Genomic DNA, 21,961 nt, shown 5'->3' with positions numbered 1-21,961 from the left:
CGTGACGGCGATCGACACCCGAGACCGGATGAGCGGTGGCGCACTGGTGCGGCTGGTCGCCGGCTGCGTCCTGCAGTACCCCGGCGACCACTTCCACGACGAGCTCCCCCGGCTCCGTGCGGCCCTCGCCGGGGCGCCACCCGAACCGGCCGCACTGCTGGCGGCCTTCCTCGACGAGGCGGAGGCGCTGACCCCGATCGAGCTGTGCGCCCGGTACACCTCCACCTTCGACACCCGCAACCGGCGCTGCCTCTACCTGACCTGGTGGGTGGACGGCGACACCCGCCGGCGCGGCCTGTCCCTGGTCCGGCTGAAGCGGATCTACCGGGACTTCGGGCTGGAGTTCGCGGGCGAGGAGCTGCCCGACTTCCTGCCGGTGGCGCTGGAGTTCGCGGCCCGCAGGGAGGAGGCCGGCGCCGAGCTGCTGCAGGAGCACCGGGCCGGGCTGGAGCTGCTGCGCCTGGCGCTCGCCGAGTCGGGGTCCCCGTACGCCCGGGTCCTGGAGGCCGTCTGCACGACGCTGCCGGGGACCTCTCCGGCCACGAAGGCCGAGGCGAAGGCGCTCGCGAGGAACGGGCCGCCGCAGGAGCTGGTGGGCGCGGGCTCGGTGCTCGAACCGTTCGGTCCGGGGATCGACCGCCCGCCGGCCTCGCCCGGCGACCTGCCGGCGGACTTCCCCGTCGACCTCCCGTGGCCCACGACACCCGAAAGGCGGACGGCCTGATGGACCTCCTCCTGTGGGGCGTACTGCCCTACGTCTCGGTCGCCCTGCTGATCGCGGGCACGGTCTGGCGCGCCCGCCACGACGCGTTCGGCCGGACCACCCACTCCTCGCAGCTGCACGAGTCGCGGCTGCTGCGCATCGGCTCGCCGCTCTTCCACTTCGGCATGCTGTTCGTGGTCCTCGGCCACGTCGTGGGCCTGCTGGTGCCGAAGAGCTGGACGGACGCGGCCGGCCTCGGCGACCACGCGTACCACCTGCTCGCCGTCTCCACGGGCGCGGTGGCGGGCGTCGCGGCCGCCGCGGGCATCGGCATCCTCGTGTACCGGCGGTGCACGGTCCCGGCGGTGCGCCGCTCGACGCTGCGCAGCGACCGCCTGATGTACGCGTTCCTGCTGGGCGCGATGCTGCTCGGGCTGACGGCCACGGTCCTCAACTCGACCGGCATGACGGGCGGTTACAACTACCGCGACGGCGTCTCGCTCTGGTTCCGGAGCCTGTTCACCCTCACCCCGGACTACCACCTGATGGCGGGCGCGCCGCTCGCGTTCAAGGCGCACGTCCTGTTCGGGTTCACGCTGTTCGCGCTGATCCCGTACTCGCGGCTGGTGCACATGTTCTCGGCGCCGCTGAAGTACCTGTTCCGGCCGTACGTGGTCTACCGCAGGCGGGATCCGCGGCAGCTCGCCGACCGCCCGAGCAGGCGCGGCTGGGAGCGCGTCTCGTGAGCGCCGCGGGGGCCGGGCGGACCGTCGTGCGCCGTCCCCGGCACGCGATCGCCGAGCGCCCCTTCCTCGTGATCTGGGAGGCCACCCGGGCCTGCCCGCTGGCCTATCTGCACTGCCGGGCCGAGGCGCAGACGGCCCGCCACCCCGAGGAGCTCGACGGGGCCGGCGCCCGCCGGGTGATGGAGCAGGTCGCCGCCTTCGGGCGGCCGAGCCCGCTGTTCGTGATCACCGGCGGGGACCCCTTCCAGCGCCCCGACCTCACCGGCCTCGTCGCGTACGGGACCTCGCTCGGACTGCGCGTCGCGGTCTCCCCCTCCGGTACGCCGACGCTGACGCGCGAACGGCTGGCGGCGGTGCGGGACGCGGGAGCGGTCGCCGTGTCCCTCTCGCTGGACGGCTCGACGGCGGAGCGGCACGACGCCTTCCGGGGCGTGCCCGGGGTGTACGAGCAGACCCTGGAGGGCTGGCGGGCGGCGCGGGAGCTCGGGCTCAAGGTCCAGATCAACACGACGGTGACCCGGCACGGCCTCGCGGACCTGGCGGACGTCGCGGCGCTGGTCAGGCGGGAGGGCGCGATGCTGTGGTCCGGCTTCGTCCTGGTCCCGGCGGGGCGCGGCGGGCGGCTGGACTCCCTCGACCCCGGCGAGGTCGAGGACGTACTGCACTTCCTCTACGACTGCGGGGCGGTGCTCGCCACCAAGACCACGGAGGGCCACCACTTCCGGCGGGTCGCCCTCCAGCGGACGGTCCTGGACGCGCGCGGCGAGCGGCCGGTGCTCGGGCCGCTGTACGGGCGCCTGTCGGCGCGGGGCGCGGAGCTCGGGCTGTTCGACGGCGCCCGCCGCACCGCCCGCAGGCCGCCGATGGACGTCTCCTCGGGGCGCGGCTTCGTCTTCGTCTCGCACACCGGGGAGGTCCACCCGAGCGGCTTCCTGCCCGTCTCGGCGGGCAACGTGAAGGACCGTCCGCTGACCGGGATCTACCGGGACTCGGCACTGTTCACGCGGTTGCGGGACCCGTCGCTGCTCGGCGGCACGTGCGGCCGGTGCGAGTTCAAGGAAGTGTGCGGGGGCTCGCGTTCACGGGCGTACGGGTTCACGGGCGACATGCTCGCGGCGGATCCGTGCTGCGCGTACGAGCCCGGCAGCTTCCCGTACCCAGAGGACCTCGGGGCTCTGACGGCTCGGCCGGATCCGGCGGCACCGGCCGCTCCGGCGGCACCGGCGGCACCGGCGGCACCGGCCGAAAGCACGAGGCGCCAGGGCCGCCCCTCCCCCTACGCTCGGCAGGGGGAAACGGGGGCAAAAGGGAGAAGCGAATGCGCTCGGTGATCGTCGTAGGCGGCGGCATCAGTGGACTGGCGGCGGCCTGGCAGCTGCGCGGCCACGCCGATGTGACCGTGCTGGAAGGCCACACCAAGGTCGGCGGGAAGCTCCGCACCGGCACCATCGCCGGGATCACCGTGGACGAGGGCGCCGAATCCCTGATGGCGCTGCGCCCGGAGGCGGTGGAGCTGGCCGCCGCGGTCGGACTCGGCGATGCCCTGTGCGACCCCGCGAAGGCCCCCACCACCATCTGGACCCACGGCGGGCTGCGACCGCTGCCGCCCGGCCACGTCATGGGCATCCCGACGGACCCGGCGGCACTGGCCGGCACGGGCCTGCTCTCCCCCGAGGGCATCGCCCGCGCGGTCGCGGAGGAGAAGATCCCGGCGGCGCCGCTCACGGAGGACTGCTCGGTGGCGCGGTACCTCACCGCCCGCTTCGGCCGGGAGGCGGTGGACCGGCTGGTCGAGCCCCTGCTCGGCGGGGTCTACGCCGGCCGCGCCGACAGCCTCTCGCTGCGCGCGGCCATGCCCCGGATCGCGGCGCTGGCCGAGCAGGGCGGCCCCCTCCTCCCCGCCCTGCGCCGGATGAAGGCGGCGGGCGCCCCGCGCTCCGCCCCCGTGGCCGTCCAGGGCGTGGCCGGCGGCACGGGCCGCTTCCCCCAGGCCGTCGCGCAGGCGTGCGGGGCCCGCATCCTGACGGCGACGACGGCCCGCTCCCTGCACCGCCTCCCCGACGACCGCTGGCGGGTCTCGGCGATGACGGGCGACGGCCCCCTGACGATGGAGTCGGACGCCGTGGTCCTGGCCGTCCCGGCGTACGAGGCGGCGCGGCTGCTGCTCCCGCACGCGCCGCTCGCCGAGGAGGAGCTGTCGGCGATCCCCCACGCCTCGACGGCGGTGATCACGATGGCCTTCTCCCGCTCGCGGGCCCGTTTCCTCCCGGCCGGGAACGGCTTCCTGGTCCCGGCGGTGGACGGCCACCTGCTGAAGGCGGCCTCGTTCCTCTCCGACAAGTGGCCGTGGCTGCACGCCGCGGCCCCGGACACCTTCGTCCTGCGCGCCTCGCTGGGCCGGATCGGCGAGGAGGCCGTACTCACCCGGCCCGACCGCCACCTGATCCGCGCGGCGATCGCCGAACTCCACCACGCGGTGGGCCCGATGGGCGAGCCCCTGGCAGCCCGCGTCACCCGCTGGAACCACGGCCTCCCCCAGTACTCCGTGGGCCACCACGCCCGCGTCACCCGCATCCGCGAGGCCACGTCGAAGCTCCCCGGCCTGGCCGTGTGCGGCGCGGCGTACGAGGGCGTGGGAGTCGCGGCCTGCGTGGCCACGGCCCGCAAAGCCGCCCACCACCTCCTCACCCGCCCCTGACCGCGTCTCGTACGGTCCCGATCCACGGAGTGCTGGCCGGATATCGCCTCGTCGTAGACTCGCACGACGGAAATCGAATCATCACATTCTTCCCAGTAGGAAAGAGCTACAAGCCGTGATCGTCGAATTTACCGTGCGCCCGAATCAGGGGGACCCCAGCGGGTTCGACCTCGGAGACATGCTCTGGCGTGGAGATCTTGGCGAAGCGGACTCCTCCGGGCACACACCCGACCAGGGAATGATGATCTACATTTCGGCTACCCAGCTCATGGACTGCCTGGGCGAACTGCTTCGAGGTCGCGTCAGAGCCACAGCCTTCACCGGCGCCGGCACTTCCTTCCACATCGGTTTCAGAGCAACGAAGAAGGGTGTCAATGTGGGAGATCGATCGGGACCGATCGCGCTCACCACTCCCGCGGAACTCGCGCAGACGGTACTGGCGGCTGCGGAAGATCTCGCCCATCGGCATCTCGGTTCACTGCCCTCCGACGGGGTCAGGGACGACTACCTGGCCGCCCTGCAGAGTTTCCGACTCATCGCATCCGAGCGCTGAGACCAGCCCTACCCGAACGGGTCAGCGCGGGGGCGGGGTGGGGGTGGGGGTCGCAGGATGGGGGCATGGGTCGAAACTTGGTGCGGGGTGCCGTGGCCGTCGTCGTCGCCTTCGGGCTGGCCGGGGCCGGCGGGTGCTCCGACAGCGGCGAAGGCAAGCCCGAGGCCGGGGGGACCCCCGGGGCCGCGCCCCTGAAGTGGGGGGAGTGCGAGGCTCCCGACGTCGCCGAGGGCGGCGGGCAGGCGCCGCCCAAGGACTGGGAGTGCGCCACCCTCCACGTACCGCTCGACTACGCCAAGCCCGAGGGCGAGACGATCCCGCTCGCGCTGATCCGCGCCAAGGCCCGGGACAAGAGCAAGCGGCTCGGCTCGCTCGTGTTCAACTTCGGCGGGCCCGGCGGCTCGGGGATCAGTACGCTGCCCGGCGCCGCCAAGGAGTACGAGGCCCTGCGGGCGCGGTACGACCTCGTGAGCTTCGACCCGCGCGGGGTGGGGCGCAGCGCCCCCGTCCTGTGCGAGGACGACAAGCAGCTCGACGCCTACTACGCGCAGGACTCCTCGCCCGAGACGCCCCAGGAGGAAAAGGCCTACATCGGGAACCTGGAGAAGTACCAACGGGCGTGCAAGGACAGGTCCGGGCACCTGCTGCCGCACGTCGGCACCGAGAACGCCGCCCGCGACCTCGACCGGATCCGGCAGGCCCTCGGCGACGAGAAGCTGAACTACTTCGGGATCTCCTACGGCACCGAGCTCGGCGGGGTCTACGCCCACCTCTTCCCCAAGAAGGTCGGCCGGGCCGTCTTCGACGCCGTCGTCGATCCGACCCAGAACTCCGAGGAGGGCGCTCTCGGCCAGGCCAAGGGGTTCCAGCTCGCCCTCGGCAACTTCGCGCAGGACTGCGTGAACCGGGGCGACGAGTGCCGGCTCCAGGGCAGCACCGCCAAGGAGATCGAGGACAACATCATCAAGCTCCAGAAGAGCCTGGCGAACAAGCCGATCCCCGGCATCGGCGGCCGGATGCTCACCGACTCCGCCGCCACGAACGGCATCGCCCAGGCCCTGTACTCCCAGGAGCTGTGGCCGCTGCTGGAGCAGGGGCTCGACGAGGCCGAGGGCGGGCAGGGGCAGCTGCTGATGGCGTTGTCCGACGCGCTCAACGGCCGTGACCAGCAAGGGCACTACAGCAACATCGGCGCCGCCAACACGGCGATCAACTGCGCCGACTCCAAGGGCCGTTACACGCTGGCGCAGACGAAGGAGAAGCTGCCCGCCTTCCGCGCGGCCTCCCCCGTCTTCGGGGACTTCCTGGGCTGGGCCATGATGAGCTGCACCGACTGGCCCGTCGCGGGCGCCTGGGACACCCCGGACGTCTCCGCTCCCGGATCGGCGCCCATCCTGGTGATCGGCAACACCGGCGACCCCGCCACCCCGTACGAGGGCGCCCGCAAGATGGTGGAGCGGCTCGGGCCCGGCGTCGGCGTGGAGCTCACGTACAAGGGCGAGGGGCACGGCGCCTACAACAGCGGTGACAAGTGCGTGCAGGCCGCGGTGAACAGCTACCTGCTGGACGGGACGGTGCCGCCCGCCAACACGGTCTGCACCAAGGCGCCCGCAGGCGAGGAGACCCCCACCCCGGCCTCGGGATGAGGGTCTCCTGGACTGCTCTGCTCCGTGCGCTCCGGCTCTAGTAGACCGGCTTCTCGGGCTCGATCTGGTGGACCCAGCCGATCACGCCGCCGCCCACGTGGACCGCGTCCGCGAAGCCCGCGGACTTCAGGACCGCGAGGACTTCCGCGCTGCGGACACCCGTCTTGCAGTGCAAGACGATGCGCTTGTCCTGCGGGAGGTCCTGGAGGGCGGTGCCCATCAGGAACTCGCCCTTGGGGATCAGCTTCGCGCCGGGGATCGAGACGATCTCGTACTCGTTCTTCTCGCGGACGTCGATGATCTCGATCGGCTCGTCGTTGTCGATCCACTCCTTGAGCTGCTTCGGAGTGATCGTGGAGCCGAGCGCGGCCTCCTGCGCCTCCTCCGACACGACGCCGCAGAAGGCCTCGTAGTCGATGAGCTCGGTGACCGTCGCGTTCGGACCGCAGACCGCGCAGTCGGGGTCCTTGCGGACCTTGACCTGCCGGTACTGCATCTCCAGGGCGTCGTAGATCATCAGACGGCCGACGAGCGGCTCGCCGACACCGGTGAGGACCTTGATGGCCTCCGTCACCTGGATCGAGCCGATGGACGCGCAGAGCACGCCCAGCACGCCGCCCTCGGCGCAGCTCGGGACCATGCCCGGCGGCGGGGGCTCCGGGTACAGGCAGCGGTAGCACGGCCCGTGCTCGGACCAGAAGACCGAGGCCTGGCCGTCGAAGCGGTAGATCGAGCCCCACACGTACGGCTTGTTCAGCAGCACGCAGGCGTCGTTGACGAGGTAGCGCGTGGCGAAGTTGTCCGTGCCGTCGACGATGAGGTCGTACTGGCTGAAGATCTCCATCACGTTCTCGGCCTCGAGCCGCTCTTCGTGAAGGACCACGTTGACGTACGGGTTGATGCCCAGCACGCTGTCGCGCGCGGACTCGGCCTTGGAACGGCCGATGTCCGACTGGCTGTGGATGATCTGGCGCTGGAGGTTCGACTCGTCGACCTCGTCGAACTCCACGATGCCCAGCGTGCCGACGCCGGCCGCGGCCAGGTACATGAGGGCGGGCGAGCCGAGGCCGCCCGCGCCCACGGCCAGCACCTTGGCGTTCTTCAGGCGCTTCTGGCCGTCCATCCCGACGTCCGGGATGATCAGGTGGCGGGAGTACCGACGGACCTCGTCAACGGTGAGCTCAGCAGCTGGCTCGACCAGGGGTGGCAGCGACACGGGGACTCCGTAGATGGTTACGTCGTAACGGTGGTTCTTCCCGTAACACTGCCACGCCCTTCTTCATTCCGAGACACCCGGTCCGATCCGCGAGACGATTTCGTCCCAGTACGCGGGCATCGAGGCCCACGGATCACGCCCCCCGGCCCCGCCCCGGTCGGTGAACCAGATCGTGCCGGCGCCCTGCCAGCGGGCGATCCGCACCGCCTCCTCCAGATGCGTCCGAGGCACCCCGTGGACCAGGTGGCAGAAGCGCTCGGGCGGGTGCTCGGCGGTCCACTCCGCCACCTGCGACCACCGGTAGTCGGCCCACGCCCCGGAGAAGGTGACCAGTTGGTCGGCGGCCTCCGCGTAGCCCTCGTACGGGTGCGTGCCGTGTCCCAGCACGATACGGAGGCCCTCGCCGAGGCCGCGCAGGGTGTCGGCGACCCGGCGCACCGCGGCCAGCTCGGCCCGGTCCGCCGGGGCCTCGGCCAGGTAGAACCCGCCGACCCGGTACCAGTCGAGGAAGCGGTGGGCGTCGGAGACCAGCTCGCCGAACGAGCGGGAACCGTCTCGCATCGCGAGATGGCCGAGCACGGTCCCGCCGGCCTCCCGGAGCCTGCCCGCCGCCTCCGTGCAGTGCGGGTCGGGCCGGCCGCCCGGCCCGTCCGTGACGTTGAGCACCGTCCAGTGCAGCGGGGTCCCGGGCCGGGTCAGCTCGGCCCACTCGACCGGCGCGAGCAGCGGGTGGGCGTACCCGGGGACACCGAGGCCGAGGCGGCCCGCCTCGGTCGCGGCGGCCGCCGTGGCCGCGGTCGTCAGATGCGGCACGCCGCCTCCATCCAGATGTCCGCGAGGGACTCCTCCAGATTGATCCGGGGCCGCCAGCCCAGCCGGTCCCGGGCCGTGCGCACATCGGCCTGCTGCCAGGCGCCGCAGCCGTCGGGGTAGGGGTACGGGGGCGTCACGGCACCGGCCGCGAGCTGCTCGGCCGTCGCCTCGGAGCGCGGGGAGCCGATGGCGGCGAGCCCCGGCGGCCGGCCGAGGCCCTGGTGGCCGTGACCGTGCCCGTGCCCGGCCCCGGGCCCGTGACCCGGTCCGTGGCCCTGCCCGTGTCCCGGACCGTGCTGGCCCTGCTGCGGTACGTCCAGCTCGTGCAGGGCGCCTCCGTACCCGGCGACCCGGGCCAGCATCGCCGCCGCGTCGCGCAGCCGGACCGCGCGTCCGGTGCCGATGTTGACGACGCCCTGGGCCGCGGAGAGCGAGGCGGCGTGGACGGCCCGCGCCACGTCCCGTACGTCCACGAAGTCGCGCTGCACTCCGAGCCCGCTGAGCTTGAGCTCGCCGTCCCCGTTCTGCATCGCGCGGCGCATGGCCTCGGCGAGCCGGCCGAGCGGGGATCCGGCGGGGGTGCCCGGTCCCACGGGCGAGAAGATCCGCAGGACGACCGCGTCCAGCCCCGACCCGAGCACCAGCTCGGTGGCGGCCAGCTTGCTGACGCCGTACGGGCCACCAGGTCTCGGGACGGCGTCCTCGGCCGTGGACGATCCGGGCTGGCTGGGCCCGTACTCGGCGGCGCAGCCGAGCTGGACGAGACGGGCCCCGCAGCCGCTGCGGCGCAGGGACTCGCAGATGGTGGCCACGGCGACGGTGTTGTGCCGGGTCAGCTCCCGGGCCCCGCCGCGGGTGGCCCCGGCGCAGTTGATGACGACGCCGGGATGGACGGCGTCGAGGAACCGGGTGAGGGCGCCCGGGCTGCCGGTGGCGAGGTCGAAGCGGACGTCCGCGTCGTCGCCGCGGCCGAGCGCGGTGAGCTGGACGGCGGGGTCGGCGAGCAGCCGGTCGGCGACGTAGCGGCCGAGGTATCCGTTGGCTCCGATCAGCAGCACCCTCATCGCGCGGCCCCTTGGTTGGTTGGCTGGCCGGTCATCCTGTGTCTCCTTGGTCGAAGGGCGGGGGGTCGGGGGTGGTGGGGGTAGGGGCGGGTACCGCTCCGAAGAGAGGCGGCGGGAAGGGGTGGGACGGCCGGGGCGGGAGCGCCGGGGCGGCCGGGCTCAGGGCCGGGCGTGCGCGGACGCCCGGGACAGGGCGAGGACGGCGTGTACGAGGAGCCCCGCCGCTGCGACGGACACCGCCGGCGGGGTCGGGACCAGGGCGAGGGTCAGGGCCGCGGCGACGGGCCGGCGCGGAGCACCGTGGCCGAGCAGCAGGCGGGTCAGGAACAGCAGCACGGCGAGCGGCACGGCGATGCCGAGCGGGGTCCCGGCGAGCGCGGCCGCCCCCGCGGCGGCCGCGCCGAAGGCCAGGACGGCCGCGACGAGCAGCGGCCGGGCCCGGTCGGCGAAGTCCTCCAGGGCCCGGCTCGCGGCGAGCCGGCTCCGGGCGCGGGCGGCGAACACGGCGCCGACCAGGTGCCCGGGGGCCGCGGCCAGGGCGAGGCCGACCCCGAGCGCGGTGCCGTGGCGGTACACCGCCCAGCCCGCGGCGGCCGCGGCGAGCAGCAGCACGGCGTAGGGGAACCGGCCGGCGGCGGCCCGCCCGGGCCTGGCGGGCCACACCAGGGCGGCGACGGCGGCGAGCACGGCGACGGGGCCCGCGAACGGCACCCCGGCGGCGGTCGCGCCGAGCGCGAGGGCCCCGGGGAGCAGGGCGTACCCGAAGCCCCGTAAGGCCCGGGCGTCGGAGGGCCGGACGGCGGCGGTGGGCGCGACCGGCTCGTCCCCGCGCGGGGTGCGGGCGTACAGCTCCTCGGCGAGCGAGAACACGTCCCGGTGCCGGAAGCGCGCGGCGGTGCGGTCGGTGATGCCCTGCACCTCCAGCCCGGCGGCGATCTCCAGCGGGTCCACGGCCCGTTCGCAGAGCGCCCGGTGACGGTGCAGCAGCGTCTTGACGGGGTCCCCCGCGGCCCTGCGGCGGGGAGCCGGGGCGACCGGGGCGGCTTCGTCCAGGGTCATACGGTCGCCTCCGTGGCCGTGGTGGTGGTCGTACTCGGGGTCTGCGCGGCCGCGGCGCCCGGAGTCCGCGCGGGAGCCGCGCCCGAGGCCGGGCTCGTGGCCGCGGCGGGAGCCGCGCCCGGGGCCGGGGCCGGGGTCTTGGCGGGGGCCCCGGCCGGGGCGGGAGACGTCCCCGGCTCCGCCCAGGTCGGGCTCGTCCAGTGCCCCGGGACCCGGGCCTCCAGGGGCTGTTCGAACGGGACCCCGCCCTCCGCCCGGGCCGGTCCGCGGGCCAGCAGCTGGAGGTAGATCTCCCGGAAGGCGGCCACGTTCTGCTCGACGGTGAACAGCTCCAGGGCCCGCGCCCGGGCGGCCGCGCCCAGCCGCTGGGCCCGCTCGGGATCGCGCAACAGCGACAGGCAGGCGTCGGCCAGGGCCCGCGGGTTGCGCGGCGGGACGACCAGACCCGTACCGCCGATGACCTCGCACACGGCGCCGACGTCGGTGGAGACGGTGGCCCGGCCGCAGAGCATCGCCTCGGCCAGCGTGATCGGGAAGCCCTCGATCACCGAGGAGAGCACGACCACCCGCCCGGATCCGTAGGCGTGGGCCGGTGTGGGGGCCTCGGGCCCGCCGATCTCCTCGAAGGTGACGGGGTTCTCCCCGGCCGTGACGGCGTCGGCGGCCTCGTCGGGGAAGAGCTGCGCGGCGAGCGAGCGGCAGTCGGCGAGGTAGCCGGGGGCCGCGGCGGTCGCGAAGATCCGCAGCCGGGTGCCGGGCGCGGCGCGGCGCACCTCGGCGAAGGCGTGCAGCAGCGCGATCAGGTCCTTGGCGGGCTCTATCCGGCCGACCCAGACCAGGGTGTCGGGGTCCCCGCGCTCGGGGTCCTCGCCGACGGTGGCGAATCGGTCCGCCTCCATCCCCGGGTACACCGTCCGCAGCCGGTCGCGGGTGGCGCCGCAGCGCTCCTGCCAGCGCCGGGCGTGCGCGTTGCCGGGGGTGAGCAGGTCGGCCTCGGCGTAGATCTCGGCGGCCAGCCGCATGTGGAAGGCCGAGAGCAGCGCCCGTACGGCGGGCCGCGGAGCGGCTTCCCGCCCACCGGCCCCGCCGGTCCCACCGGCCCCGCCGGCCCCACCGATCCCACCGGCCCCGCCGGGCGCCGGGTCGGCCGCGTGCTCCAGGTAGTGGGCCCGCAGCTGGACCCCGTACTCCGTGACCAGCAGCGGAACCCCGAAGAAGCGTTTGGCCAGCAGTCCGGGGAGGGCGGCGATCCCGCCCGCCGCCGCGTGGCAGACGTCGACCTCGCGCAGGTCCTCGTACCAGTCGAGTGACAACGGCCGCAGCAGCCGCTCCAGTTCGTCGACGAAGTCGAGCAGGTCGGACACCTGGGCGCGCTGTACGGAGCGGCGGGCGCCGGGGGCCCGGCAGCCGGACTCCACCGCCCGCACCGCGGTCTCGGAGCGCAGGGCCGCGTACAGCCCGCCCTGTTCACGGGCGAGTTCGGCCAGTCCGTACAGTCCGGCGGCGAAGGACCCGGGATCCGGCTCGCCCGCGCAGATCCCGCGGACCAGTTCCCTGAAGCTGTCGGCGAAGCGCCGGCGCTCACGCCGGGAGTACGTGCGCCCGTCGTCCGCCGGGGCCCAGAGCGGGGCGGTCCAGACGCGGGTGACGTGCTCGGGCAGGACGACCCGGCCGCGTTCCTCCTGCTCGGCGCTGCGGCTCAGCGCGTAGAGCTCGAACTCGTGCTGCGGCAGCCCGCGGACCAGCCGGTCGCACCACAGCCGGGCCTCTCCCGTCGCATACGGATAACCACCTTCCGTGAGCAGTCCGATCCGCACGAGTGGCACCCCCGATCTCCCGTTCAGGCGGTCGCCGTGGTCCGGTGACCCGCCGCGGGAAACTCAAGCGGATATGCCGAAGGCGCGACGGACGGTTGTCCGTCGCGCCACCGGAAGGGGTGAAGAGTCGTAACTTTCACCCACGGTCCGCGTTCGAGCGCGCTAGAAAGGGCCTACGGCCCTCGTACCTCACACGCCTGCGGCGCCCCCCGCACCTCCCGGGGCGGACAGGGCAGCCGGCTCCCGTGCGGCGGCGCCCAGCGCCGGGACCGCGGCCAGCAGCTGCCGGGTGTACGCGTGCCGCGGGCGGTCGTACACCTCGTCGACCGGGCCCTCCTCGACGACCAGGCCGCCCCGCATGACGGCGACCCGGTCGCTGACCTGCCGGACCACGGCGAGGTCGTGCGCGATGAAGACCAGCGCGATCCCGAGCTCCCGCTGCAGCTCGGCCAGCAGGGCCGTGACCTGCGCCTGCGTGGTCACGTCGAGTGCGGAGACGGGTTCGTCGCAGACGATCAGCCGCGGCCGGGGCGCCAGGGCCCGGGCGATGCCCACCCGCTGGCGCTGGCCCCCGCTGAACTCGTGCGGGTAGCGGTCGTGGTGCCCGGCCTCCAGCCCGACGCGGACCAGGAGCTCCCCGACCCGGGCCCGGATCGCGGCCTCGTCGCGCTCCCCCGCCGCGCGCAGCGGGTCGGCGATGGACTCGCCGACGGAGCGGCGCGGGTTGAGGGAGGACGCCGGGTCCTGGAAGACCATCTGCACCCCGGGGACCACGCCCGCGGTCGCCCGGCCGTCGTGGCGGACCTCTCCGGAGCCGGGCTCCAGCAGGCCGACGAGCATCCGCCCCAGGGTGCTCTTGCCGCTGCCGCTCTCCCCCACGATGCCCAGCGTCTCCCCCGCCCGTACGGAGAGCGAGACCCCGCCGACGGCGGCGACCTTGCGCCGGCCCCGGCCGAACTCCCGCCGCAGCGCGACGGCCTCGACGACGGGCACGGCGGCGGTGGCCGCCTCGGCCGCGCCCCGCGGCGGCCGCGGGGCGTCGAGCCGGGGCACCGCCGCCAGCAGGGTCCGGGTGTACGGATCGGTGGGCGCGGTCAGGACCCGGCCCGCCGGGCCGCGTTCCACGGCGGCGCCGTCCCGCATGACCAGCAGTTCGTCCACGCTCTGCGCCGCCACGCCGACGTCGTGCGTGACCAGCACCAGGGCGAGCCCGCGCTCCTCGCGCAGCCCGTGCAGCAGCTCCAGGATCTGGGCCTGCACGGTGACGTCGAGCGCGGTGGTCGGCTCGTCGGCGATCAGCAGCCGCGGCTCGCAGGCCAGCGCCATCGCGATCAGCGCCCGCTGGCGCATGCCGCCGCTGAACTCGTGCGGCCTCGCCCGCGCGCGGCGCACCGCGTCGGGGATGCCCACCCGGTCCAGCACCTCGACCGCCCGCGCCCGCGCGGCGCGCCGCGAGACGTCCGCGTGGACCCGGTACACCTCGGCGATCTGGTCGCCGACGGCGTAGTAGGGGTCCAGGGAGCTGAGCGGGTCCTGGAAGACCATGGCGGCGGTGCCCCCGCGCAGCGCGCGCAGTTCGGCGGCCGAGGCCGCGCCGACGTCGGTGCCGCCGACCCGGACCGAGCCGCCGAGCCGGGCGCCGGTCCCGCGGTGCAGTCCCAGCAGGGCCGCGGCGACGGTGGACTTGCCGCTCCCGGACTCGCCGACGATGCCCAGCGCGCCGCCCGCTTCCAGGGCGAAGGAGACCCCGTCGACGGCCCGTACGTACTCCCGCGGCCCGCCGCCGGGCCCGTCGACCGGGAAGTCCACGGCGAGGTCGCGGACCTCCACCAGCAACCGGCTCATGTCAGCGCCACCCTTCGGTCCGCGAGGGCGTACAGCAGGTCGGCCACGGCGCCCGCGAGGACCACGGCCGTGCCGATGGCCAGGACGACGCCGACCACCACCGGCAGGTCCACGACCCGCACCCCGTCGATCAGTGTCTTGCCGAGCCCGGGGATCCCGAACAGCGACTCGGTGAGCACCGCGCCGCCGATCATCGTCCCGAAGTCCACGGCGCTGAGCGCGATCACCGGGGCGACCGCTCCGCGCACCGCGTGCCGGGTGACGATCGCCCGCTCCCCCACCCCGTAGGCGCGGAAGGTGCGGATGTGGTCCTCGGCGAGGGTCTCCAGGGTGGAGCTGCGGGTGAGCCGGGCGTACTTGGCGCTCTCGAAGACGCCGAGCGTGATCCAGGGCAGCAGCATGTTCCAGGCCCACTGCTCGGGGTCCTCGCCCAGCGGCACGTAGGTCGGGAAGGGCAGCCACTGCAGGTACGCGCAGACCGCCATGAGCAGCAGCAGTCCCAGGATGAACACGGGCGTCCCGGTCCCGGCCAGGGTCAGTACGGTCAGGGCCCGCTCCGTCAGCCCCCCGCGGCGCAGCGCGGACAGCAGTCCGGTGCCGACGCCGACGACGAGCCAGATCACCAGGGCGCCGAGCGCCAGCGAGAGGGTGGCCGGCAGCCGGTCCAGCAGCAGCTCGGTGACCTGCTGGTCGTTCTGGTACGAGAAGCCCAGGCAGGGCGCGTCGCAGTGCAGCACCAGCCCGGCGCCGCCGGAGTAGTCACGGCCGGTGAACAGCCCCTGGAGGAAGTGCAGGTACTGGACGACCACCGGGTCGTCGAGGCCCAGCTGCGACCGCACCTGGGCGACCTGCGCCGGATTGCAGCGTTCCCCGCAGGCGAGCCGGGCGGGGTCGCCGGGGGCGACGTAGAAGAGGAAGTAGACGGCGACGGACAGGGCGAGCAGCACGAAGAGCGCGCCGCCGATCCGGCCGAGTACGAAGCGGGTCACGCCGCGGCCTCCTTCGCGGTGCCGATCCGCAGCCGGGAGCCTTCGCGCGGGTCGAGGGCCGTGCGGACGGCGTCGCCGAGCACGGTGAACGCGAGCACGGTGACGAAGAGCAGCCCGGCCGGGAGCAGGACGTACAGGGGGTCGGCGCGGAACCAGGTCTGGGCGCTGGAGAGCATCTGCCCCCAGGAGGGGGTGGGCGGCTTCACGCCCACGCCGAGGAACGACAGCGAGGCCTCGGCGACGATGTTGGTGGGGACCTGGATCGCCGCGTAGGTGATGACGGGCGCGGCCAGGGACGGCAGGAGTTCGCGGCGCGCGATGCGCAGGGTGCCGTTTCCGGACAGCCGGGCGGCGGCGACGAAGTCCAGGCCCTGCAGGGCCAGCGTCTGGGCGCGCACCATCCGGGCGGTGCCGCCCCAGCTGAGCAGTCCGATGACGAGGATCAGCAGCAGGGTCCGCGGGAAGTCGGCCGGGACGACGGCGGTCAGGGCGATGCCGAGCACCAGCATGGGCAGGGCGATCATCACGTCGGTGAGCCGGCCGATGAGCTGACCCGCGAAGCGGTTGCCGAGGGCGGCGGCCAGTCCGGCGGCGACTCCGACGAGGATCTGCACGGCGGTGGCGCCGAGTGCGACGAGCAGGGAGACCTGGGCCCCGTACAGCAGCCGGACGAACAGGTCGCGGCCGGTGCCGGGTTCGACGCCGAGCCAGTGGTCGGCGGAGATCCCGCCGAGGGAGCCGAGCGGGACGCCGCCGCGCGCCGAGTCCACGAGCTCGTCGTGGTACGCGTTCGGGTCCTGGCCGGTCAGCCGGGCGAGCAGGGGTGCCGCGAGGGCGAGGAGGACGAGGAGCGCGAGGACGGCGGCGGCCGTGGCGGCCGAGGGCCGCCGGCGCAGCCGCCGCCAGACCTGGCGCGCGGCGCCCGCGCCCGGGGCGAGGGCCCCGGGCGCGGGCGGCGCGGCCGACTGCTGCAGGAGGACGCTCACTTGACGGAGACCTGCGAGATGTCGAGGACGCCGGTCCAGTCGCTGATGACGACGTTCTTGACGTCCTTGCCGACGAGGCGCTTGTAGACCGGGTGGAAGAGCGGCACGTCCAGGGCCTGCTCACCGATCTTCTTGTCGAGGGCGCCCCAGCGCTTGCCCGCCTCGGTGAGGTCGGTCAGCTTGGCGATCTCGTCGATCTCGGCGTTGACGGCCGGGTCGTTCAGCTGGGCGTGGTTGTAGTTGGTGCCGTTGGCGACGATCTGGCGGCCGTCGAAGATCGGCGCGAGGAAGGGGCCGCCGGAGGGCCAGTCGGCGCCCCAGCGGGAGAGGAAGAAGCCGGGGGTGTTCTTGGCGTCCCAGCGCTTCTCGTTGAACGCGTTGTTCTCCAGGCCCTCCAGCTTGACGGTGATCCCGGCGGCGGCGAGCGCCTGCTGGACGGCGGTCGCGACCTCGGGGCTGGTCTGCCGGTTCTGCGCGGTGGAGTGGGTCAGGGTGATGCTCAGCCCGTCCGGGAAGCCGGCCTCCTTCAGCAGTTCCCTGGCCTTGGCCGGGTCGCCCGTCTTGCCCGCCGGGAAGTGGTCGTACGGGGTGTGGCCGAAGGCCTGCTGCTCGGGCAGGAAGGTGGTGGCCGGCTCGGCGAGCGCGGAGCCGCCGGCCGCGTTGACCACGCTGGTGCGGTTGATCGCGTAGGAGATGGCCTGGCGCACCTTCGGGTTGTCGAAGGGGGCCACCTTCGGGTTGAAGGCGAGGTAGTTGACGTAGCCGAAGTGGCCGGTGCCGACGCGGCCCTCCAGCTCCTTGTTGCTGCCGATCTGCGCGAGCTCGGCGGGCCCGAGGTTGGTGTCCGTGGTGATCGCGGCCGCGTCGGCGCCCGAGCTGGTCGACAGCCGCTGGTTGATGACCGCGGCGTCGAGCCCGGAGCGGACGTCGATGCGGTCCGGGTAGGCCTTGCGCTCCTCGTCGGTCTTCGGGTCCCAGTTCTCGTTGCGCTCCAGGGTGAGGTGCTCGCCGTCGTTCTCGTTCTTGACGACCTTGTACGGGCCGGAGGAGACGGGGTGCTCCTCGTACTTCACCCCGGTGTCCTTGGCCTTGGGGACGGGCGCGAACTGCGTCTGGGTCGCCACGAAGGGGAACTCGCCCTCGGGCTTGCGCAGTTTGAAGGTGATCGTCTTCGCGTCGGGCACGAGGATCGAGTCGAGCCCCTTGCCGCCGTCCTTGTACGGGCCCTCGTAGCTCTCCCCGCCGACCAGCCAGTCCCGCAGGTAGGGGGCTCCGCCCGACAGCTCGGCGGCGAAGGACCGCTCGATGCCGTACTTGATGTCGGCGCTGGTGATCGGGGTGCCGTCCTCGTACTTCAGCCCGTCCTTCAGCGTGTACGTCCACTCGGTGGCGTCGGCGTTCGGCCTGCCGGTGTCGGTGGCCAGGTCGGGCACGACCTTGGTGCCGGCGGCTCCGTCCTCGCGGTTGCGGGTGGTGAGCGTCCGGAAGACCAGCGAGGGGACGTTGCCGCCGCCGGAGGTGTAGAGGCGGGCGGGGTCGAAGTCGTTCTGCGGCTCGGAGTTGAGGACGGTCAGGGTGCCGCCCTTCTGCGGGGCGCCGCCGGCGGCGCCGGACTTGGCGCCGGACTGGTCCGCCGCGCCCTTGGGCCCGCACGCCGCGGCGCCCCCGGCCAGGACGAGGCTGACGGCGACCGCGGCCACACGGCGCGATGTCTGGGACTGACGGAGCATGGGAAAAGGGACCTCTCGGCGTGAATCGTGGATCGCTCGGCTTCGGAAGCCGAACAAAAGGGGGGAGAGAGCCACGCGAGGGGCAGCGGTCAGCGGTCGGAAACCGGCAGCGGCCCGGGTACGGCCGCATGCAGGTGGAACGGGAAAGCCGCGCCTGCGGGCATGGATGCACCCGGGCGCGGCGAGGGAAGGGAGAAGGAGAAGTCGCGGCGCGATCGGGTGGGCGTCAGCGACAGAGGATGTCGGCCACGCTGTGCGCGGTCACACCAAGCAGCGCCAGCTCAATGGCGGCGCTCGCGGCGGTGGTGTGGCGGTGCGACATGCGGAGAACAATTACCGATCATCGGACAAGTTGTCAACGCGATATTCCGCCGTTCACCACCTCCCGATGGTCAACTCCCGGGGAAGACCCAGGGGTTGGGCTTGCACTGGATTCCGCCGATGTCGAGGGATTTCGTCTGCTGCTGCATGATCGGCGCGAGCGCCCCCGGTGTCTGGCAGTTCACGTGCCCGTGCCCGAGCCGGTGGCCGACTTCGTGGTTGATGAGCATCTGCCGGTACGCGAACATCTGGTCCGCGCCGTAGGTCGTGGAGCCCTGCGCCCAGCGGAAGGCGTTGATCATGACCCGCTCCGTGGAGGCGGAGTCGCAGCTGACGTTGTCGACGGTGGTGTCCAGATCGGACTTCGCGCACCACACGCCGGTGGTGCCGGGGCTGGCCAGCGTGATGACGAAGTCGGCCTCGCCGCCCGGTACCCGCTCGAAGGTCTTCGTGCCGCCGTGTCCCCAGCTGCGGTCGTCGTTGAGGGTGCGGTGGACGGCCTCGGCGAAGAGCTGCGCGTCCAGGCCGAGCCCCTGCTCGACGTCGACCCGGTAGCGGATCTTCTTGCCCTTGCCGGGCGCCGGCGCCACTCCGGGGACGGTGTCGAAGGTGCCCGACCCCTTCAGCTTCTCGTCGATGGGGAACTGCTGGGCCATCTTCTGCTCGTACGACAGCTCGACCGCGGGCGCGGCCGGCGCCGCGGGCGCGGCCGGGGTCGCCCGGCCGTCGGAGCGGGAGGCGGCGGACGCGCCCGGCTCGGCGCGCTTCTGGGCGCCGCCGGCGGAGCTCGCGGTGGGAGAGGAGCCGCCGTCGCCGTCGGTGGCCATCTGCACGGCCACGACGACGGCGAGCGCGGTGGTGACGGCCGCCACGGCCATCCCGGTGTACGTACGGGCCTTGCGCCCGCGCCCGGGGGCGGGCGGCTCCTCGGCCGGAGCGGCGGGCGCGAGCGGTTCGGCCGGCGGGCGCGGTCCGGCGGGCGCCGCCGGAGCGGCCGGGGCCGCCGCCTGCGGGGCCATCGGCGTACGCGGCCCCGGCACCCGGCCGTGCGAGCCGGTGGAGGTCAGGGGGTCGGCGGCGGGCTGGGCCAGGCTCACCTGCGGGAAGCCGACCGCGGGGGTGCCGAAGGCCGGGGTGTCGGAGTCCAGCACGGCGGCGGCCGACGCCCTGTACGGGGACTGGCGCGCCCGCGGTACGCCGCGCCAGTCCCCGTACACCGCGTCGGAACCCGCGCCCCAGCCTCCGCCGGGCTCGCGCTGTTCGGGGTGGCCGCCGCGCGGCTCCTCGTAGGCGGGGTACCCGCCGGAGGGCCACTGCTCCCCGGAGGGCCACTGCTCCTCGTACGGGCGGTGCTCCTCGTACGGCCGGTGGCCGTCGTCGTACGCGCGCCGCCCCTCGTACGGGCGGCGCTCCTCGAAGACGGACTGCTCCTCGTACGGGGCCTGCTCCGGGTACGGGGCCTGCTCCGCGTACGGCAGCCGCTCCTCGTACGCGGACGCCTCCGCGGGGTCCGCCTGCGGCGCCGGCGCCGGGCGGACAGGGGCGGGGGCCGGAGCGGGCCCCTTGCGACTATGTCGTCCCACGGTCCTCAGCCTCTGCCGTCTTCGGTGTCCCGGATGTCCGCCGTGTCCCGCGTCTGCGGGTCGGTGTCGTGCAACAGCTCCAGGAAGGCCTGTGCCACCACCCCGGGGTACTCCATCATCGCCACGTGCCCGGCCTCGGGCAGGGTCAGCAGCCGCGAACCCCGGAAGGCCGCCGCCGCCTTGTGCGCCATACGGTACGAGACCAGCTGGTCCCGGCCACCGTAGACCAGCAGGGTCGGGGCGAGCACCCGCTGCGCCTGGCGCCACAGTCCGTGCTGCCCGCCGAGGGTGTACGCGTCGACGATGCCGCGCGAGGAGCGGGTCATCGCCTCCCAGAAGTACGGCAGGGCCATCCGCCGCTCCATCTCCGCGACGGCCTGCGTGAAGCCCTCCGGTGTCACCCGGGAGGGGTCCCCGTAACAGAGGGCCGTCACCCCGCGGGTGCGCTCCTCGGCGCTCAGCCCGCGGGTGAGCCGGCCGACGAGGGAGGCCATCCCGGGTACGGCGAGCAGCGCGGTCGGGACGGCCGACCTCTGCACGCGCAGCTCGGGCAGGGCGGGAGAGATGAGCGTCAGCGTGCGCACCAGGTCGGGCCGGACGGCCGCGACGCGGGTGGAGACGGCGCCGCCGAGGGAGTTGCCGAAGAGGTGGACGGGGCCGCGGCCCGCGGCGTCGAGGTGCCGGATGACCGCGCGGGCCAGCGCCGTGACCGAGTAGTCGCGGTCGGCGGGCGGCGGGGACCAGCCGAAGCCGGGCAGGTCGAGGGCCTCGCCGTCGACGCTGTCCTCCAGCCGTGCCATGAGTTCCGTCCAGTTCGTCGACGAACCGCCGAGGCCGTGGACGAACAGCGCGGGCGGCAGCCCCGTGCGCAGCGGGGGCCGGGACCGGACGGCGAGCTCCAGTCCGGGCAGCACCGCGACGCGCAGTTGCTCCCCCTCGGCGACGTGGACGGCTCCCACCTGGGGGGACGCTTCGGATGCGGATCGCACACCCGGCAGCTCGGTCGAAGACATGCGGCCAATGTTACGAGACGATCACGTCCGGACTCTTGTGTTCGGCATCACAGATGCATGGGGATCCACGTAGCGGGGTATTCGCGATCCTCCTACGCTCATAGATGAGGCGGGCCACAGATGCGGCCGGCCCACGAGGGGCGAGGGAAGAAGGGGAGCCACATGACCGTCGACCCCGCAGAGCCGGACACCTTCCAGGAGCGCTTTCCGGAGACCCTCGACGCCGAGGCGCCCGAGGCCGATGCGGCGGAACAGCTGGCCGAGTTGCAGCCGGACGACGACGACCGGGTCACCGGGGTGGACCGCGACGAGGCCGCGGACGGGGACGCCGCCGAGCAGGCGCGGGTGGTGACACTGGACGAGGACGACTACCGCTGACCAGCGTCTTGGGGCAGTCCGTACACGGTCCGCACAGCGAGAAAACTCGGCTTGGACCCTACAGATTCGGTTACCGAAAAGTACGATGGCCGCGCGGCGCAGAGCGCACTGTGTTCTTAGAGAAAGTGGGAGGCGGCGTGACAGCCATCGAGCAGACGGAGGCAGCGCGTCCCCGGGGCACGCGACTGCCGCGCCGAGCCCGACGCAACCAGCTCCTGGGCGCGGCCCAGGAGGTCTTCGTCGCGCAGGGTTACCACGCGGCGGCGATGGACGACATCGCCGAGCGGGCCGGAGTCAGCAAGCCGGTGCTGTACCAGCACTTCCCGGGCAAGCTCGACCTCTACCTGGCGCTGCTGGACCAGCACTGCGAGGCCCTGCTGCTCGCCGTGCGCACGGCGCTCGCGTCGACGACGGACAACAAGCTGCGCGTGGCCGCGACCATGGACGCCTACTTCGCGTACGTGGAGGACGAGGGCGGCGCCTTCCGGCTGGTCTTCGAGTCCGACCTGACGAACGAGCCGGCCGTGCGCGAGCGCGTCGACCGCGTCTCGCTCCAGTGCGCCGAGGCCATCTCCGACGTCATCGCCGAGGACACCGGCCTGTCCAAGGACGAGTCGATGCTGCTGGCCGTGGGCCTGGGCGGCGTCTCGCAGGTCGTGGCCCGGTACTGGCTCTCCAGCGAGAGCCCCGTCGCCCGGGACACTGCGGTGGGGCTGCTGACCTCGCTGGCCTGGCGCGGCATCGCGGGCTTCCCGCTGCACGGCACGGAGGGCGGCCAGCCGCCGCAGGCCTGATCGGGCG

At 73.8% G+C, this 21,961-nt stretch carries 20 protein-coding genes; 8 read left to right on the top strand and 12 right to left on the bottom strand.

Annotation, left to right across the window (positions count from 1 at the left end):
- Positions 1-28 precede the first annotated feature (28 nt).
- The 6 genes from narJ to ACFYZS_RS01155 all read left to right on the top strand — a co-directional run bounded on the left by narJ (position 29) and on the right by ACFYZS_RS01155 (position 6,346).
- A complete protein-coding gene (narJ, locus tag ACFYZS_RS01180) occupies positions 29-724 on the top strand; it encodes a nitrate reductase molybdenum cofactor assembly chaperone (protein WP_389006268.1) in 696 nt (231 codons plus the stop codon).
- The gene (narI, locus tag ACFYZS_RS01175; protein WP_389005539.1) at positions 724-1,449 is read left to right on the top strand and encodes a respiratory nitrate reductase subunit gamma; all 726 of its coding nucleotides are present in this window, start codon (positions 724-726) and stop codon (positions 1,447-1,449) included. Before narJ ends, narI begins: the two co-directional genes overlap by 1 nt.
- The gene (locus ACFYZS_RS01170; protein ID WP_389005537.1) at positions 1,446-2,780 is read left to right on the top strand and encodes a TIGR04053 family radical SAM/SPASM domain-containing protein; all 1,335 of its coding nucleotides are present in this window, start codon (positions 1,446-1,448) and stop codon (positions 2,778-2,780) included. The genes narI and ACFYZS_RS01170 overlap by 4 nt, the downstream gene beginning before the upstream one ends.
- Positions 2,768-4,147: a protoporphyrinogen oxidase gene (gene hemG / locus ACFYZS_RS01165; protein WP_389005535.1), complete on the top strand. Its 1,380-nt coding sequence runs from the start codon at positions 2,768-2,770 to the stop codon at positions 4,145-4,147. Before ACFYZS_RS01170 ends, hemG begins: the two co-directional genes overlap by 13 nt.
- A 115-nt stretch (positions 4,148-4,262) precedes the next feature.
- Positions 4,263-4,700 carry a hypothetical protein gene (locus ACFYZS_RS01160; RefSeq protein WP_389005533.1) on the top strand — a complete coding sequence of 146 codons (438 nt, stop codon included), beginning with the start codon at positions 4,263-4,265 and terminating at the stop codon, positions 4,698-4,700.
- A 65-nt stretch (positions 4,701-4,765) separates the two neighbouring features.
- A complete protein-coding gene (locus ACFYZS_RS01155) occupies positions 4,766-6,346 on the top strand; it encodes an alpha/beta hydrolase (RefSeq protein WP_389005531.1) in 1,581 nt (526 codons plus the stop codon).
- Positions 6,347-6,383: 37 nt separating this feature from the next.
- On the opposite strand, the gene moeZ is transcribed toward ACFYZS_RS01155, so the two are convergent.
- From moeZ to ACFYZS_RS01095, 12 genes are all read right to left on the bottom strand, one after another.
- Positions 6,384-7,562: an adenylyltransferase/sulfurtransferase MoeZ gene (moeZ, locus tag ACFYZS_RS01150; protein ID WP_030153487.1), complete on the bottom strand. Its 1,179-nt coding sequence runs from the start codon at positions 7,560-7,562 to the stop codon at positions 6,384-6,386.
- A 63-nt stretch (positions 7,563-7,625) separates the two neighbouring features.
- Entirely contained in the window at positions 7,626-8,375 is a 750-nt protein-coding gene (locus ACFYZS_RS01145; RefSeq protein WP_389005529.1) for a spherulation-specific family 4 protein, read from the bottom strand.
- Positions 8,363-9,439 carry an NAD-dependent epimerase/dehydratase family protein gene (locus tag ACFYZS_RS01140; RefSeq protein WP_389005527.1) on the bottom strand — a complete coding sequence of 359 codons (1,077 nt, stop codon included), beginning with the start codon at positions 9,437-9,439 and terminating at the stop codon, positions 8,363-8,365. The genes ACFYZS_RS01145 and ACFYZS_RS01140 overlap by 13 nt, the downstream gene beginning before the upstream one ends.
- A 159-nt stretch (positions 9,440-9,598) precedes the next feature.
- Complete coding sequence (locus ACFYZS_RS01135) at positions 9,599-10,498, bottom strand: hypothetical protein (protein ID WP_389005525.1); 900 nt, start codon at positions 10,496-10,498, stop codon at positions 9,599-9,601.
- Positions 10,495-12,315 carry a DUF3492 domain-containing protein gene (locus tag ACFYZS_RS01130; RefSeq protein WP_389005523.1) on the bottom strand — a complete coding sequence of 607 codons (1,821 nt, stop codon included), beginning with the start codon at positions 12,313-12,315 and terminating at the stop codon, positions 10,495-10,497. Before ACFYZS_RS01130 ends, ACFYZS_RS01135 begins: the two co-directional genes overlap by 4 nt.
- Positions 12,316-12,504: 189 nt before the next feature.
- On the bottom strand, positions 12,505-14,160 hold the full coding sequence (locus ACFYZS_RS01125) for a dipeptide ABC transporter ATP-binding protein (protein ID WP_389005521.1): 1,656 nt from the start codon (positions 14,158-14,160) through the stop codon (positions 12,505-12,507).
- On the bottom strand, positions 14,157-15,149 hold the full coding sequence (locus ACFYZS_RS01120) for an ABC transporter permease (protein ID WP_389005519.1): 993 nt from the start codon (positions 15,147-15,149) through the stop codon (positions 14,157-14,159). The genes ACFYZS_RS01125 and ACFYZS_RS01120 overlap by 4 nt, the downstream gene beginning before the upstream one ends.
- The gene (locus ACFYZS_RS01115; RefSeq protein ID WP_389005517.1) at positions 15,146-16,135 is read right to left on the bottom strand and encodes an ABC transporter permease; all 990 of its coding nucleotides are present in this window, start codon (positions 16,133-16,135) and stop codon (positions 15,146-15,148) included. Before ACFYZS_RS01115 ends, ACFYZS_RS01120 begins: the two co-directional genes overlap by 4 nt.
- Positions 16,132-17,865, bottom strand: coding sequence for an ABC transporter substrate-binding protein (locus ACFYZS_RS01110; protein ID WP_389005515.1), 1,734 nt, complete (start codon positions 17,863-17,865; stop codon positions 16,132-16,134). Before ACFYZS_RS01110 ends, ACFYZS_RS01115 begins: the two co-directional genes overlap by 4 nt.
- A gap of 226 nt (positions 17,866-18,091) precedes the next feature.
- Positions 18,092-18,187, bottom strand: a complete 96-nt coding sequence (locus tag ACFYZS_RS01105) for an Ms4533A family Cys-rich leader peptide (RefSeq protein ID WP_311318607.1) — start codon at positions 18,185-18,187, stop codon at positions 18,092-18,094.
- 70 nt (positions 18,188-18,257) lie between these two features.
- Positions 18,258-19,769, bottom strand: coding sequence for a DUF3152 domain-containing protein (locus tag ACFYZS_RS01100; RefSeq protein WP_389005512.1), 1,512 nt, complete (start codon positions 19,767-19,769; stop codon positions 18,258-18,260).
- Between the two features lie 5 nt (positions 19,770-19,774).
- Positions 19,775-20,782, bottom strand: coding sequence for an alpha/beta fold hydrolase (locus ACFYZS_RS01095; RefSeq protein WP_389005510.1), 1,008 nt, complete (start codon positions 20,780-20,782; stop codon positions 19,775-19,777).
- Positions 20,783-20,944: 162 nt separating this feature from the next.
- Here ACFYZS_RS01095 and ACFYZS_RS01090 point away from each other — a divergent pair, with 162 nt between their 5' ends.
- Positions 20,945-21,160 (top strand): hypothetical protein, encoded by a 216-nt coding sequence (locus tag ACFYZS_RS01090; protein ID WP_389005508.1) that lies wholly within the window; start codon positions 20,945-20,947, stop codon positions 21,158-21,160.
- Between the two features lie 137 nt (positions 21,161-21,297).
- Positions 21,298-21,954: a TetR family transcriptional regulator gene (locus ACFYZS_RS01085; RefSeq protein ID WP_389005506.1), complete on the top strand. Its 657-nt coding sequence runs from the start codon at positions 21,298-21,300 to the stop codon at positions 21,952-21,954.
- Positions 21,955-21,961: the final 7 nt, after the last annotated feature.

Origin of the sequence: Streptomyces sp. NPDC001903 (assembly GCF_042891345.1) — a bacterium.
Taxonomy (GTDB): domain Bacteria; phylum Actinomycetota; class Actinomycetes; order Streptomycetales; family Streptomycetaceae; genus Streptomyces.
Note: the sequence above shows the minus strand (reverse complement) of the source record. Positions and strands in the feature narration are given on the sequence as shown.

Excerpts from the sequence above, each read along its gene's own strand:
- ACFYZS_RS01155 (WP_389005531.1), top strand. The coding sequence starts at position 4,766 with ATGGGTCGAAACTTGGTGCGGGGTGCCGTGGCCGTCGTCGTCGCCTTC.
- ACFYZS_RS01095 (WP_389005510.1), bottom strand. The coding sequence starts at position 20,782 with ATGTCTTCGACCGAGCTGCCGGGTGTGCGATCCGCATCCGAAGCGTCC.
- ACFYZS_RS01140 (WP_389005527.1), bottom strand. The coding sequence starts at position 9,439 with ATGAGGGTGCTGCTGATCGGAGCCAACGGATACCTCGGCCGCTACGTC.
- ACFYZS_RS01090 (WP_389005508.1), top strand. The coding sequence starts at position 20,945 with ATGACCGTCGACCCCGCAGAGCCGGACACCTTCCAGGAGCGCTTTCCG.
- hemG (WP_389005535.1), top strand. The coding sequence starts at position 2,768 with ATGCGCTCGGTGATCGTCGTAGGCGGCGGCATCAGTGGACTGGCGGCG.
- ACFYZS_RS01125 (WP_389005521.1), bottom strand. The coding sequence starts at position 14,160 with ATGAGCCGGTTGCTGGTGGAGGTCCGCGACCTCGCCGTGGACTTCCCG.
- ACFYZS_RS01135 (WP_389005525.1), bottom strand. The coding sequence starts at position 10,498 with ATGACCCTGGACGAAGCCGCCCCGGTCGCCCCGGCTCCCCGCCGCAGG.
- narJ (WP_389006268.1), top strand. The coding sequence starts at position 29 with ATGAGCGGTGGCGCACTGGTGCGGCTGGTCGCCGGCTGCGTCCTGCAG.
- ACFYZS_RS01110 (WP_389005515.1), bottom strand. The coding sequence starts at position 17,865 with ATGCTCCGTCAGTCCCAGACATCGCGCCGTGTGGCCGCGGTCGCCGTC.
- ACFYZS_RS01105 (WP_311318607.1), bottom strand. The coding sequence starts at position 18,187 with ATGTCGCACCGCCACACCACCGCCGCGAGCGCCGCCATTGAGCTGGCG.
- narI (WP_389005539.1), top strand. The coding sequence starts at position 724 with ATGGACCTCCTCCTGTGGGGCGTACTGCCCTACGTCTCGGTCGCCCTG.